The organism is Duganella violaceipulchra (assembly GCF_019166075.1).
Lineage (GTDB): Bacteria > Pseudomonadota > Gammaproteobacteria > Burkholderiales > Burkholderiaceae_D > Rugamonas > Rugamonas violaceipulchra.
The window spans coordinates 90,252-104,853 of sequence record NZ_JAHTGR010000012.1; the positions used below are offsets into that span (position 1 = coordinate 90,252).

General features: G+C 64.2%; 10 protein-coding genes and 1 tRNA gene. 3 read left to right on the top strand and 8 right to left on the bottom strand.

From position 1 onward, the window contains the following. Positions 1-70: 70 nt before the first annotated feature. Positions 71-2,194, top strand: coding sequence for a polyribonucleotide nucleotidyltransferase (pnp, locus tag KVP70_RS21730; protein ID WP_020702092.1), 2,124 nt, complete (start codon positions 71-73; stop codon positions 2,192-2,194). A 92-nt stretch (positions 2,195-2,286) separates the two neighbouring features. Here the strand turns inward: pnp and KVP70_RS21735 are convergent, their stop codons facing one another. Continuing rightward, complete coding sequence (locus KVP70_RS21735; protein ID WP_217944293.1) at positions 2,287-3,690, bottom strand: PQQ-dependent sugar dehydrogenase; 1,404 nt, start codon at positions 3,688-3,690, stop codon at positions 2,287-2,289. Between the two features lie 141 nt (positions 3,691-3,831). Between KVP70_RS21735 and bla the strand changes: the two genes are divergently transcribed. Further along, positions 3,832-4,680, top strand: coding sequence for a subclass B3 metallo-beta-lactamase (gene bla, locus KVP70_RS21740; RefSeq protein WP_217944294.1), 849 nt, complete (start codon positions 3,832-3,834; stop codon positions 4,678-4,680). Continuing rightward, positions 4,677-5,384, top strand: a complete 708-nt coding sequence (locus KVP70_RS21745; protein ID WP_217944295.1) for an alpha/beta hydrolase — start codon at positions 4,677-4,679, stop codon at positions 5,382-5,384. Before bla ends, KVP70_RS21745 begins: the two co-directional genes overlap by 4 nt. On the opposite strand, the gene KVP70_RS21750 is transcribed toward KVP70_RS21745, so the two are convergent. The 7 genes from KVP70_RS21750 to fdnG form a co-directional block, all read right to left on the bottom strand. Continuing rightward, positions 5,369-5,464: transfer RNA gene (locus KVP70_RS21750), tRNA-Sec, on the bottom strand. The genes KVP70_RS21745 and KVP70_RS21750 overlap by 16 nt on opposite strands. Before the next feature lie 6 nt (positions 5,465-5,470). Further along, on the bottom strand, positions 5,471-7,372 hold the full coding sequence (selB, locus tag KVP70_RS21755) for a selenocysteine-specific translation elongation factor (RefSeq protein WP_217944296.1): 1,902 nt from the start codon (positions 7,370-7,372) through the stop codon (positions 5,471-5,473). Continuing rightward, entirely contained in the window at positions 7,369-8,820 is a 1,452-nt protein-coding gene (gene selA / locus KVP70_RS21760) for an L-seryl-tRNA(Sec) selenium transferase (RefSeq protein ID WP_217944297.1), read from the bottom strand. Before selA ends, selB begins: the two co-directional genes overlap by 4 nt. After that, positions 8,817-9,818 (bottom strand): formate dehydrogenase accessory protein FdhE, encoded by a 1,002-nt coding sequence (fdhE, locus tag KVP70_RS21765; RefSeq protein WP_217944298.1) that lies wholly within the window; start codon positions 9,816-9,818, stop codon positions 8,817-8,819. Before fdhE ends, selA begins: the two co-directional genes overlap by 4 nt. 70 nt (positions 9,819-9,888) lie before the next feature. Further along, positions 9,889-10,542 carry a formate dehydrogenase subunit gamma gene (locus tag KVP70_RS21770; protein WP_217944299.1) on the bottom strand — a complete coding sequence of 218 codons (654 nt, stop codon included), beginning with the start codon at positions 10,540-10,542 and terminating at the stop codon, positions 9,889-9,891. Continuing rightward, positions 10,539-11,453: a formate dehydrogenase subunit beta gene (gene fdxH / locus KVP70_RS21775; protein WP_217944300.1), complete on the bottom strand. Its 915-nt coding sequence runs from the start codon at positions 11,451-11,453 to the stop codon at positions 10,539-10,541. The genes KVP70_RS21770 and fdxH overlap by 4 nt, the downstream gene beginning before the upstream one ends. Before the next feature lie 19 nt (positions 11,454-11,472). Beyond that, the gene (gene fdnG, locus KVP70_RS21780) at positions 11,473-14,544 is read right to left on the bottom strand and encodes a formate dehydrogenase-N subunit alpha (protein WP_217944301.1); all 3,072 of its coding nucleotides are present in this window, start codon (positions 14,542-14,544) and stop codon (positions 11,473-11,475) included. Between the last annotated feature and the right edge of the window lie 58 nt (positions 14,545-14,602).

The following is a 14,602-nucleotide window of genomic DNA, read 5'->3' on the forward strand; positions in this document are numbered from 1 at the left end:
AACTATATCGTCTGTGGTGAGGTGAACGACAGCCCCTGAAAATCTGTCGGCAAATAGAAAGGGATTACCCATGTTTAATAAAGTTACGAAAACCTTCCAGTACGGTCAACACACCGTGACCCTGGAAACCGGCGAAATCGCTCGCCAGGCCTCCGGTGCAGTCCTGGTATCGATCGAAGATACCGTGGTGCTGGCTACTGTCGTCGCACGCAAAGACGCCAAGCCAGGCCAGGACTTCTTCCCGCTGACCGTCGACTACGTTGAGAAAACCTATGCTGCCGGTAAAATCCCGGGCGGTTTCTTCAAGCGTGAAGGTCGTCCTTCGGAAAAAGAAACACTGACATCCCGCCTGATCGACCGTCCTATCCGTCCTCTGTTCCCGGAAGGCTACCTGAACGAAGTGCAAGTGATCATTCACGTGCTGTCGGTCAATCCGGAAATCGATCCAGACATCGCCGCCATGATCGGCGCATCGGCCGCCCTGTGCGTGTCGGGCGTTCCGTTCAACGGCCCGGTCGGCGCAGCGCGCGTCGGCTACGCCAACGGCCAGTACATCCTGAACCCTACCGTTGAACAACTGAAGACCTCGCAGATGGATCTGGTTGTCGCCGGTACCGAAACCGCCGTGCTGATGGTGGAATCGGAAGCCAAGCAACTGTCCGAAGAAATCATGCTCGGCGCGGTCGTGTTCGGCCACACCGAAATGAAAGCAGTCATCGATGCGATCCACGAGCTGGTGCGCGACGGCGGCAAGCCGGAAGTTGAATGGGTCCCACCAGCGAAGAACGAAGCGCTGATCGGCCGCGTGTCGCATTTCGCCGCAGGCAAAATCAACGCCGCTTACCAGACCAAAGACAAGCAAGAGCGTACCGCCAAGCTGAAGGCCGCCACCAGCGAAGTGCTGGCCGACCTGTCCGCTGAAGCCGCCGCTGCCGGCGCCGCGCCAGTCGATGCAGCCGAAGTGAACAACATCCTGTTCGACATCGAAGCCAAGATCGTCCGTACCCAGATCCTGGACGGCGAGCCACGTATCGACGGCCGCGACACCCGCACCGTTCGTCCGATCTCGATCCGTACCTCGGTGCTGCCACGCACCCACGGTTCGGCGCTGTTCACCCGCGGTGAAACGCAGGCGCTGGTGGTTGCCACCCTGGGCACCGCACGCGACAGCCAGAAGATCGACGCGCTGATGGGCGAGTTCACCGACTCCTTCATGCTGCATTACAACATGCCACCGTTCGCCACCGGCGAAACCGGCCGCGTAGGTACGCCTAAGCGCCGCGAAATCGGTCACGGCCGTCTGGCCAAGCGCGCGCTGATCGCCGCGCTGCCGGCACCGGAAGAGTTCAGCTACTCCGTGCGCCTGGTGTCGGAAATCACCGAATCGAACGGTTCGTCGTCGATGGCTTCGGTCTGCGGCGGCTGCCTGGCGCTGATGGACGCTGGCGTTCCAATGAAAGAGCACGTCGCCGGTATCGCGATGGGCCTGATCAAGGAAGGCGGCAAGTTCGCGGTGCTGTCGGACATCCTGGGCGATGAAGATCACCTGGGCGACATGGACTTCAAGGTAGCCGGTACCCGCAACGGTATCACCGCGCTGCAGATGGACATCAAGATCATGGGCATCACCAAGGAAATCATGCAAGTGGCGCTGGCGCAAGCCAAAGAAGGCCGCGAGCACATCCTGGGCGAAATGCAAAAAGCCATGCCGACCGTGAAGACCGAACTGTCGGACTTCGCACCGCGCCTGATCACCATCAAGATCAACCCAGAGAAGATCCGTGACGTTATCGGCAAGGGCGGCGCAGTCATTCGCGCGCTGACCGAAGAGACCGGCACCCAGATCGACATCAGCGACGAAGGCGTGGTCACCATCGCTTCCGTCGACGCTGCCGCCGGCCAGGAAGCCAAGCGCCGCATCGAAGAACTGACCGCTTCGGTCGAAGTGGGCAAGACCTACGACGGCGTGGTATTGAAGCTGCTGGACTTCGGCGCGATCGTTCAGGTCATGCCAGGTAAAGATGGTCTGCTGCACATCTCGCAAATCGCCAACGAGCGCGTCAACGCCGTTGCCGACTACCTGAAAGAAGGCCAGGCAGTGCGCGTCAAGGTTCTGGAAACCGACGACCGCGGCCGCCTGAAACTGTCGATGAAAGCCGCTGCTGAAGAAGCCGCTGCCGCCGCTGCACAGTAATCTCAGACTCGTCTGATCGAAAGCCGCCCTTCGGGGCGGTTTTTTTTCGTCCCGAACTTTGAGCGTCGCGCCCGGCCTACGATCCGGACCGACTACTTGCCGTCGTAAGTGACGCGGTACACGCGGCCGCCGTAGTCATCGGACACGATCATCGAACCGTCCGGCAATGTGGCCACGTCCACCGGCCGGCCCACCACTTCCTCGCCGCGCAGGAAGCCGTCGATGAAGGCGGTGTCGGTGACGACCTTGCTGTTGTAGAGCGTAATCAAGCGCACGCTGTAGCCGCTCTTGGTGCTGCGGTTCCACGAACCATGCTCGGCGATGTAGACGTTGTTGCGATACGCCTCGGGGAATTGCTTGCCGGTGTAGAAGCTCAAGCCCAGCGGCGCCACGTGCGGCCCCAGCTTGGCGACCGGCGGCTCGAACTCATCGCAGCTGCGGCCCTGGGCAAAGTCCGGGTCCGGCACCACGCCGCCGTGACAGTAGGGGAAGCCGAAATGCAGGCCCGCCTTGGGCGCCACGTTCAGCTCGCACGACGGCGTGTTGTCGCCCATCTCGTCGCGGCCGTTATCGGTGAACCACAGCACCTTGGTCGCTGGATGGAAGGCGAAGCCGACCGTGTTGCGCACGCCGCGCGCATATTCCTCCAGCTGGCTGCCGTCGGCATTCATGCGATAGATCTTGGCGCTCTTGGTATCCTCGACATCGCACACATTGCACGGCGCGCCGACCGGAATGTACAGCTTGCCGTCCGGCCCGGCCTTGATGACCTTCTCGCCATGCCACTTGTCGTTCGGCAGGCTGACCTTGACCACCTCGTAGGACGGCTTCTGTGTGTAGCGCTTGTCGATATTATCGAAGCGGATCACGCGGCTGATCTCGCCCACGTACAGCGCACCGTTGAGCAGCGTCACACCGATCGGGTGTTCCAGGCCCTCGGCGACGGTGACCACATCGGCCGTCTGCTTGTCGGCGCGCGGCACCAGCGCATACACCTTGCCGGCCTTACCCGAGCCGACGTAGACGACGCCGCTGTCCGACACCACCATGCCGCGCGCCGCGCTGACCTGGTTGGCGTAGACGCTGATGTGGAAACCCTTCGGCAGCTTGAAGCCGTTCAAGTCGGGCACGGTCTGCTGCGCCTTGGCCTCGGGCGTTAGCGCCACGGCGGGCTTGGCGGCGTTGGCGGCGATCAGGTCGGCCAGCAGCGAGATCTGCGTTGCGTTCAGGGCCGGGGACCAGGCCGGCATGTCTTTCTCCGGCACGCCCTTGCTGATGATCTTGATGAGGTTGGCCCTGGTGGGCGCGCCGTGCAGCCACGCGTGATCGCCCAGCGACGGACCGACGGCGCCCTCCATCTTGACGCCATGGCAGGCGGCGCAGTTGGCCTGGTAGAGCTTTTCGGCGACGCCAGGCTTGGCTTCGGCAGCATGGCCGGCAAGGGACGTGGCGGCCAGACAGGCCATGAGGGCGGCGCGGAGTGCGGGATGTTTCATGGGCGTTTCCTTCGAGTGGCGACACGGTATTGTGCCAGTGTCTACCAGCTATTACCATGTTGCCGATACCGCAAGCCCCATACATACAGGATGTACGGATGTACAATGTTCTTTCTTTACCAACTCTGTCGCACACCACTCATGATCAAACCCTTGCTGGCCGCCGTGCTCTGCGGCCTTGCCGCCTTTGCCTCCGCAAACGCACCTGATGACAACTGGAACAAGCCGGTCGAACCCTTCCAGATTTATGGCAACAGTTATTACGTCGGCGTGAGCAGCCTCAGTTCAGTGCTGGTGACGTCGCCGCAGGGCCATATCCTGCTGGACGGCGGCTATCCGGATTCGCCGCAGCGCATCGCCGCCAGCATCCGCAAGCTGGGCTTCCGCATCGAGGACGTCAAGCTGATACTGAGCTCGCACGATCACTTCGACCACGCCGGCGGCATCGCCGAACTGCAGCGCATGAGCGGCGCGACGGTGGTGGCCAGCCCACTGACGGCGGCGGACCTGAAGCGCGGCAGCATGGCCAAGGATGATCCGCAGTTCGTCGGCAGCACGCCATTTGCCAGGGTGCGCAAAGTGCGCACGGTGCGCGATGGCGAAGCCGTCAAGGTCGGGCCGCTGTCGTTGACCGCGATGTACACGCCCGGCCACACCGCGGGCGGCACCAGCTGGACGTGGAGCTCCTGCGAACAAGATCGTTGCGCCAGCATCGTGTTCGCCGACAGCATCAACCCCATTTCCAGCGACGGCTACAAGTTCAGCGCCCATTCGGAAGTACAGAAACAATATGAGCGAAGCTTTGCGGCGCTGGAGCAGGCGTCGTGCGACATCATCATCGCCGTACACCCGGATAACTCCGGCACCTGGGACAAGCTGAGAAGCGGCAAGCCGCACCCCTTGCTCGATGGCGGCGACGGCTGCAAAGCCTACGTTAAACTATCGCGCGACAAGCTCAATCTGCGGTTGGCCAAGGAGGCAGGCAAATGATCGTGGATTTCGATGTGGCGTTTGGGGACCATGTGCTGAAGGGCGACCAGTACGTCGGCGACGGCGTCAACCGCGTGCTGTACTTGCATGGCGCCGGCACCGGCAGCCGTCGCGGCCATCATCTGCTGCGCAACGCCTTGCAGCAGCGTGGCATCGGCAGCACCAGCTTCGATTGCATCGGCCATGGCGACACCGGTGGCACGCTGGCGCAATCGTCGGTGGCCAGCCGCACGCGCCAGGCGCAGGCGGTGGCCGCCGCGCGCGCCTTGCCGGAGCCGTTGGCGGTGTTCGGCGCCAGCATGGGCGCCTACAACGCGATCCGCTTCACGCAAAGTCACCATGTCGATGCGCTGGTGCTGATCGTCCCCGGCGTCTTCACGCCGACCGCGTATGAGGTGCCGTTCGGGCCAGAGTTCTCGGCCGTGATACGGCGCGAGCGCAGCTGGGCCGACAGCGACGCCTGGGACATCCTGTCGCGCTTCGAAGGCCGCCTGCTGGTGATCGCCGCCGAGAACGACGCCACGATTCCGCGGGAGATCCCGGAGCGCCTGGTGGCCGCCGCCACGCGCGCGCAATCGAGCCGGCTGCACGTGGTGCAGGGCGCCGAACATAATCGACTGTGGTCGCTGCTGGCGGAAGACCCGCCCAGCTTCGACGCCGCCGTCGACATGGTGGCCGATACCTTGAATGGCGGAAGGCAGTAGGAGTCGAACTTACAGGGGAGCGTCTGACGCCCCCCACCGGGTTTGAAGCCCGGCCCCATCACCGGATGAGTATGCCTTCCCTGGTACTACTCGCCACTGTACGACCAGACCGCGTTGGGTCGTATCAAGTGGATGTTGCCCACGCGCCGAGTATAGCCGACGCGATCGAAGAACTCCAATATCTGTATGGCCCGCTTGCGACCCAGTCCGGTCACATCGCGGAATGCCGACGCCTGTACTTCGGGCAGCGACGCGACCAATGCCGCCAGTTCGGCCAGCCGCTTTGGATGATAGAACAGATCCGGCACCAGCTGGCTGATCTCCCCCATCTTGGAGAGCTTGAGCAGCAGGCGCCGCACCTCCGCTTCCGACATGCCGTGTTCGCGCGACAGGTCGCGTACCCACGGCGGGTCGTATGCGCCTTCCATCAGGGCGGCCAGCAGGGGCTTGACCTGCGCTTGTTCCTGGTCGCTGAGCTCCACGCTGTGGCCGGGCAGATGCAGGCTGCGGCCGCGCTGTTTCACCTGACCTGCGACTATCAGCGTTTCGATCAACCGGCCCCACAACCGGTCTTCCATTTCCGGCGCGACGATGCGCTTGAGGCGCCACAGTTCGGGTCCGGCGTCGTCCGGCGCGCGCGTGTGGAAGTCGGTCAGCCCATTCAGGATGCGTGCTTCCAGCGCTTGAACTTCGTCGGCGGCCAGTAGCAGCTGGTCGCCGCCTTGCAGGGGTACCTTGATGGTATCCGGCGGCAGCGCGATTTGATCTGCAGGCAGCTGCGACAGGCGCACCAGCGCCGACATGCGCAAGCCCAGTGGACTGCGCTCCAGCAGCGAGGCGGCATCGCCGCTGGCGACGAAATCGGATAGCGCCTGCAACCACGCCAGCCGCGCTGTGCTGCGTCGCTTGCGCGCAGGGCCGAAGGGATCGAGCACCGTGCCGCCGCCGATAGTGGCGGTGGCCTGTGCGTTGCGGATCACGAAGCGGTCGCCGGGGACGGCGTGCACCGGCGCGTCCAGCACCAGTTGCACGCGGGCGGTCTGGCCCGGCGCCAGCAGGTCGCCGTCCAACATGACGACGTTCGCCGTGTGGTGCGCCGCGCCCAGGTGCACGTGCAGTGGCGACCAGGGCTTCAGCGTCTGGCCGCAGTCTGGCGTGAGCGTCAGTTCGGCGTCGATGCGTTCGGAGCAGGCCGCGAGTGCTGGGGCGACTATCCAGCTGCCGCGCTGTATCTCTTCCTTCGATACGCCGCTGATATTCAAGGCCAGCCGCTGGCCTGCGTGGCCGCTGTCGGCGTTGCGGTTCTGCGCGTGGATGCTGCGCACGCGCGCCTGTTGTCCGCCCGGCGCCAGTTGCAGCACATCGCCGACGCGGACATTGCCCGCCAGCGCGGTGCCGGTGACGATAGTGCCCTGGCCGGACAAGGTGAACACACGGTCCACACCCAGCCGGAACAGGCGCCGTTCGTCGCTGGCCGGCAGCGCCGCCGCCATCTGCGCCAGATGCCTCAGCAAAGCTTGCACGCCAGCGTCCGCCGCCACGCTGGCGTTGGTGCGGAAGATCGGTGCTTCGGCAAAGTCGGTCGCCGCCAGCAGGGCGCTGATGTCCCGTTCCACCTGCTCCACGCGCGGGGTATCGACACGGTCTATCTTGGTCAGGGCCACGGCGCCGCGCCGCACGCCCAGCAGGCGCAGGATGGCGAGATGCTCCAGCGTCTGCGGCATGATGCCGTCGTCGGCGGCGATCACCAGCAGCGCGGCGTCGATGCCGGTGACGCCTGCGGCCATGGTGCGGATGAATTTTTCGTGGCCCGGCACGTCGATCACCCCGAGGATACGGCCGTTTTCCAGCGGGGCGTAGGCGTAACCGAGTTCGATCGATATGCCGCGTTCCTTCTCTTCCTTCAGCCGGTCCGTGTCGACGCCGGTGAGCGCGCGCGTCAGCGTGGTTTTGCCGTGATCGATGTGGCCTGCCGTGCCGACGATCATACGGCCAGCAGCGCCAGTTGCTCGGTGAAGCGCTGGCGCTGGTGGTCGTCCAGGCAGCGCAGGTCCAGCCACAGCGCATCCTGCGCGACGCGGCCGATCACCGGCAGCGGCAATGCACGCAGGCGTTGTTCCAGCACGCCCAGCGCGTTGCTGATGCGTCCCGCCGCAGCGGCGCGTATCACCAGGCCGTGGCTGGGCAACTGGTCGACGGGCAGGGCGCCGCTGCCGATCTGGCTCAGCATCGGCTCGCTGCTGACTGCATAACCGGCGCCCAGCGCCGCTTGCAACTGCGGCAGCAGCGCTTGCGCCAGCTCGCGCATGGCGGCGGCGGGCCGGGTCAGCAGCTTGAGTGTGGTCAGGCGTTCGGGCAGCAGGTCCGGTGCGCGATACAGCGCGAGCACGGGCTCCAGCGCAGCCAGCGTCAGTTTGCCCACGCGCAGCGCGCGCTTGAGCGGATTCCTCTTGATCTGCGCGATCAAATCGGCGCGGCCGACGATGATGCCGCACTGCGGACCGCCCAGCAGTTTGTCGCCGCTGAAGGTGACCAGGTCGGCGCCGCCGGCGATGGTTTCGCGTACCGTGGTTTCGTGGGGCAGGCCGTATTGTTCCAGGTCGACCAGCGTGCCGCTGCCCAAGTCCACCGCCAGCGGTATGGTGTGCCGCTTCGCCAGCGGCGCCAGCTCCGGCAGCTCGACGCTCCTGGTGAAGCCGGTGATGGCGTAATTGCTGCAGTGGACCTTCATCATCAGCGCGGTCTGCGGGCCGGCCGCTTCGGCATAGTCTTTCAGGTGCGTGCGGTTGGTGCTGCCCACTTCGCGCAACACGGCGCCGGCGCGGGTCATGATGTCCGGGATGCGGAAGGCGCCGCCGATCTCCACCAACTCGCCGCGCGAGACGATGACCTCCTTGCCTTGCGCGATGGTGTTCAGCATCAGCAGCACGGCGGCCGCGTTGTTGTTGACGATAGTGGCCGCTTCGGCGCCGGTCAGTTCCAGCAGCAGGTCTTCGATCAGGTTGTCGCGGTCGCCGCGCTTGCCGGTGTCGATATCCCACTCCAGGTTCATCGGCCAGCGCAGCGCTTCGGCCACGGCTTGCACCGCGCTGTCGGGCAGCAGGGCGCGGCCAAGGTTGGTGTGCAGGACGGTGCCGGTGAGATTGAAGACGGGCCGCAGCGGTGAGCGGTTGGTCTCGCGCAAGCGTTCGGCCAGCATCGCCAGCAGGGCAGGAATGGAGGTGTCGCCAGCTGCCGGCATGCCGTCACGGCGGCTGGCCAGCATCATGCCGCGTAGTTCGGCCAGCAGCATGCGGGCGGCTTCCAGCGTCTGCACACGGCCGTATTCGGCGATCAGCGGCGCGCAAGCGGCGTCGGACAGGATCAGGTGGACGGCCGGGAGGTGGATGGCGCCCGCTGCGACTGCGGTGCTCATGTCTGCCATGTCGCCGCTCATTCGGCGTTGAACCACAGCAGGGGATTGCCGCTGGCGCGGGCGTAGCCGGCTTCGCCCACCAGCAGATCCAGCGCCAGGCTGGCCAGGTCGTCGGCCAGCGGTTCGACGTTGTAGTCATGCTCCTGGTTGAAAATCTTGCGGTAGGTACGGCAGTCGTCGCAGGTTTCGGCGCGCGCCACCTTGCTTGGGTCATTGGCCTTGTTGACGATTTCCGGCGCAGCGTCGGCCGCGTCGGCCGGCTCGATGCTCTGGTAGGCGATGCGCGCCGTGTGCTCGCAGCACGAGCACTTGACCCGCACCATATGCCATTCGCTGGCGCAGCAGCTGCACTGCAAGTAGCGATAACCCTGCGATTGTCCGCCGATGCGGATCACGCTGGCCACCGGATGCGCGCCGCACACAGGACATAGCGTGTTGGTCACCAGCGGCTGTACGCGCTGCGCGTCCAACTGGCCGGCGCGCATGCTCCACATGACCTGCAACGCCGCCGCCACGAACGGTGCGTGCAGCGGATTCACGCCATCGGTCAGCTCCGACAGCACGGCGTCGGCGCAGCCTTCCAGTTCAGCACTCTCCAGTGAGCGCAGTTCGGCCAGCACGGTGGCGATCTGCGGCTGGCCTTCCGCCAATGGATCGAGTTGATCGAGCAGGGCGTCGAACACCGCGCGCCACGACGGCGGCCGCGCGCCGCTGACCGGCAGCGGCGGCATATTGTGTTCGAGCGAGACGTCGATGTCGGCGGCGTCGGGCAGGGCGAAGGCCTCTGCCGGAAGGGAGAGCACCAAGGCGGCTTGCGCGTCGACCAGCGCCGCCATCAGCAGCAGGTAGCCGCGCAGCGTTTCGCCGACGGGGATACCTTTGATGTCATTCTTGGCAAGTTGGCGCAGGCGGGCGGCGCGCGTAGAGAACAGGCTGCGCGGCTGCGGCAGCAGCAGGCGCGGAATGGCGTTGTGATCGAGCGCTTCGATCTCGCCGGGTGCAAGCAGACGTTGTACCAAGATGTCTCCCAGATTGCCGGCGGCGACGGAGCCGCCGGCCCGGAGACTATTCTAATCCTAAATTGCTGAGCTAATCACGCGATTTTCTGGCGACTTCCTCGAACCAGCGCGGGTGATGCTTGCGCGCCCACCCGTAGGTCACGGTGCCGCGCACCATCGCACCGATCGATCCCTTCACCCACAGGCCGGCGTAGATGTGGACCACGATGGCGCAGATGATTACGAACGCGCAGAAGGCGTGCAGCAGCGCGGCGAAGCGCACGATCTCGATCGGGAAGTAGAACGCGAAGTAGGCCCGCCAGATCACAACGCCGGACAGCAGCAGTGCGCACATGCAGAAGATCAGCACATAGAACAGCAGCTTCTGCCCGGCGTTGTAGCGGCCCACCCTGGGTAGCTTTTCCTCGCGGTTGTTGACCACGTCGCCGATTTGATCCAGCCACTGTTTGTCGCCCGGCTCGAACTTGTTGTGATGCCAGAAACGCATCACCAGCAGCGCGAACGACACGAACATCACCAGCCCGATAAACGGATGCAGGATGCGCGTCCACTGGCCGCCGCCCAGGAATACGGCCAGCCACGCCGTCGCCGGATGAAACATCGCCAGCCCGGACACCGCCAGCAGGATGAAGCAGATGGCCGTTACCCAGTGGTTGCTGCGTTCATTGGGCGTATAGCGCTCGATCAGGGGATTGCCGTCCTTGTCGCGATTTGGCGTGCTCATTTTTCGCTCTCCCGGATGCGGTTGGCCTCATGCTGCGCCTCGGCTTCCTCTTCCTTGCTGACCTCATTCGGACCGACGCGCGAATAGTGGAACCAACCCGCCAGCGCGGTGACGGCGATGCCGGCCAGCGCCAGAGGCTTGGTCAGGCCCTTCCACAGTCCGACCATCGGGCTGATGCTCGGATTGGCCTTCAGGCCGTGGTACAGGCCCGGTTGGTCGGCGTGGTGCAGCACATACATCACATGCGTGCCGCCGACGCCCGCCGGGTCGTACAGGCCGGCGTTGGCGTAGCCGCGCGACTTCAGGTCCTCGATGCGCTCGGCCGCGTGCTCCTTCATGTCCTCCTTGGTGCCGAAGACGATGGCGCCGGTCGGGCAGGTTTTGACGCAGGCCGGTTCCTGGCCCACCGCCACGCGGTCCGAACAGAGCGTGCACTTGTAGGCGCGGTCGTCCTTCTTGGAGATGCGCGGCACATCGAACGGACAGCCTGCCACGCAGTAGCCGCAGCCGATGCAGTTCTCCTGATGGAAATCGACGATCCCGTTGGTGTACTGGACGATGGCGCCCGGCGCGGGGCAGGCCGTCAGGCAGCCGGGGTCCTCGCAGTGCATGCAGCCGTCCTTGCGGATCAGCCATTCGAGGTTGCCGTCGTTGGTTTCGTGTTCAGAGAACCGCATCACGGTCCACGATTGCGGCGTCAGGTCGATCGGATTGTCGTACACGCCGGTGGTTTCGCCGACGTCGTCGCGCAGGTCGTTCCATTCCATGCAGGCGGTCTGGCAGGCCTTGCAGCCTATGCACTTCGACACGTCGATCAACTTGGCGACGGTGCCGGTTACCGGCGTGCGCGCCACCGGCTCCTGCACCGTCGTCGCCGACATGCGCTTGATATCAAGGGATTGTAATGCCATGGTCATTCTCCTCGGGCCGTCATGCTTTTTCCACTTTCACCAGGAAGGACTTGAATTCCGGTGTCTGTGAATTGCCGTCACCAACCGTCGGCGTGAGGGTGTTGATCAGGTAGCCCGGTTTGGTGACTCCCTTGAACCCGAAGTGAATCGGCAGTCCGACCTGGTGGGTCTTCTTGCCGTTGATGATGAGCGCCTTGATACGCTTGGTCACCACGGCCTTGGCCACGATGTGCCCGCGCTTGGAGCTGACCTTGACGCGGTCGCCGTGCGCCACGCCCAGCTCCTTGCCCAATTCCTCGCCGATCTCGACGAACTGCTCCGGCTGGATAATGGCGTTCAGGCGCGCATGCTTGGTCCAGTAGTGGAAGTGCTCCGTCAGCCGGTAGCTGGTGGCCACGTGCGGGAACTCCGCCACCTTGCCCAATTTGGCCCGGTCGTTCGGGAACATGCGCGCGGCCGGATTGCTGGTCGCGCGCGCATTGGTCGGATGCAGCGGGTTGTGGCCGATCGGCGACTCGAACGGCTCGTAGTGCTCGGGGAAGGGACCCTCGGCCATCGCATCGCGCGAGAAGAAGCGCGCCACACCTTCGGCCAGCATGATGAAGGGACCCATGCCGTTTTCCGGCGGCTCGTCCGCCTTGAAGTCGGGGACATCGGCGCCGGCCCAGTTGGTACCGTTCCAGCTCACCAGCTTGCGGGTCGGGTCCCACGGCTTGCCTTTCGGGTCGCACGAGGCGCGGTTGTACAGGATGCGGCGGTTGGCCGGCCAGGCCCAGGCCCAGTTCAGCGTCTGGCCGATGCCGCTCGGGTCGGAGTTGTCGCGTCGTCCCATCTGGTTGCCGGCCGCGGTCCAACAGCCGGCGAAGATCCAGCAGCCGCAAGCCGTGCTGCCGTCGTCGCGCAATTGCGCGAAGCCTGCCACCTGCTCGTTCTTCTTCAGGATGACCTTCGTCGGGTCCTTCGGATCGGTGAGCTCCTTGAGCGCCTTGCCGTTGTACTCCATCGCCAGTTCTTCCGGCGTTGGGCTGTATGGCTTGGCGTAAGGCCAGGTCAGGTTGACGATCGGATCAGGGAATTTGCCGCCGTCCGCCTGGTATGCCTTTTTGATGCGCAGGAAGATGCCGGACATGATCTCCAGGTCGCTCCTGGTCTGACCCGGACCGTCGGCTCCTTGCCAGTGCCATTGCAGCACCCGCGAGGAACTCACCAGCGAGCCGCGTTCCTCGGCGAAGCAGGTGGTCGGCAGGCGGAACACCTCGGTCTGGATCTTGGTCGGATCGACCTGGTGGAACTCGCCGAAGGGACGCCAGAACTCCGCCGTCTCCACCGCCAGGGGATCCATCACGACCAGGAACTTCAGCTTGGACAAGGCTTCCGTGATCTTCTGCTTGTCCGGCGCCGAGGCCAGGATGTTGAAGCCCTGGCAGATGTAGCCGTTCATCTTCCCTTGATGCATAAGCTCGAAGGCCTGCATCATGTCGTAGGGCTTGTCCAGCTTGGGCAGGTAGTCGAAGGCGTAGTGGTTTTCCTCCGTGGCGGCGTCGCCCCACCAGCACTTCATGAAGCTGACCAGGAACTTCCTGGCGTTGCTGTAGTAGCTGAGCTGATTTGGACGCAAAGGCTTCAACGCACGCTTGGCGGCATAAGCCTCGAAGTCCTGCTCCGCTTCGCCGGGCAAGGTCAGGTAGCCGGGCAGCATATTGGTCAGCAGCCCCAAGTCGGTCAGGCCCTGGATGTTGGAGTGGCCGCGCAGCGCGTTCATGCCGCCGCCGGCGATGCCGATGTTCCCCAGCAGGAGCTGCACCATGGCGCCGGTGCGCAGCGTTTCCGCGCCGGTGGAGTGCTGCGTCCAGCCCAGCGCATACAGGATGGTGGCGGCGCGGCCCGGAACAGCGGTCGATGCCAGCATCTCGGCGACTTTTAGGAATTTCTCCGGCGGCACGCCGCAGGCTTTTTCCACCATCTCGGGCGTGTAGCGTGAGTAGTGCTTCTTCATCAGCTGGTACACGCAGCGCGGGTGTTCGAGCGTGGCGTCGATCTTGGCAAAGCCGTCGTCGCCCATCTCGTAGTTCCAGCTGCTCTTGTCGGTGTACTTGCCCACCTTTTCGTCCCAGCCCGAATACAGGCCGTCGTTAAAGGCGAAGTCCTCGCGGACGATGAAGGGCATGTCCGTGTAATTGCGGACGTACTCGTGCTGTATCTTGTCGTTCGTGAGCAGGTAGTTGATGATCCCGCCGAGGAAGACGATGTCCGCGCCGGTGCGGGTAGGGACGTAGTAGTCCGCCACCGAAGCGGTGCGGGTAAAGCGCGGATCGACCACGATCAACTTGGCGCCGCGATGCGCCTTCGCTTCCGTGACCCATTTAAAGCCGCAAGGGTGTGCTTCTGCCGCATTACCGCCCATGACCAGGATGACATCGGCGTTCTTGATGTCCACCCAGTGATTCGTCATCGCACCACGTCCAAATGTCGAGGCAAGACCTGCCACCGTCGGACCGTGTCATACGCGTGCTTGATTGTCGAATGCCAGCATGCCCAGACTGCGCATGGTTTTATGGGTCAGGTAGCCTACCTCGTTGGTGCTCGCCGACGCGCACAGCATGCCGGTGGTGGTCCAGCGGTTGACGGTCTTGCCGTCCGCCGTCTTGTCGATGAAATTGGCGTCGCGATCGGCCTTCATCAACTTGGCGATGCGGGTCAGCGCGTCGTCCCAGGACATCTTGCTCCACTCGGTCGCGCCGGGCGCGCGGTACTCTGGCACCATCAGGCGGTTTTCGGAGTGGATGAAATCGATCAGGCTCGCGCCTTTGGGGCACAGCGTGCCGCGGTTGACCGGGTGGTCGGCATCGCCCTCGATGTGGATGATGCTGGCCTTGGCGTTCTTGGCGCCGTCGCCCAGGCCGTACATGAGGATTCCGCAGCCTACGGAGCAGTAGGGGCAGGTGTTGCGGGTTTCGGTGCTGCGCGCCAGCTTGTACTGCCGGACTTCGGCCAGGGCCGATGCCGGCGCAAAGCCGAGGAGCGCGATGCTCGAACCCGCGATGGTTGCACCAGTCACCCGAAGGAACTGACGCCTCGTCATCTGATTCATGGGTAAGCCTCTCATATTATGAAAAGACCTGCCAAGTCTATCACTATAAAAAAGGGAG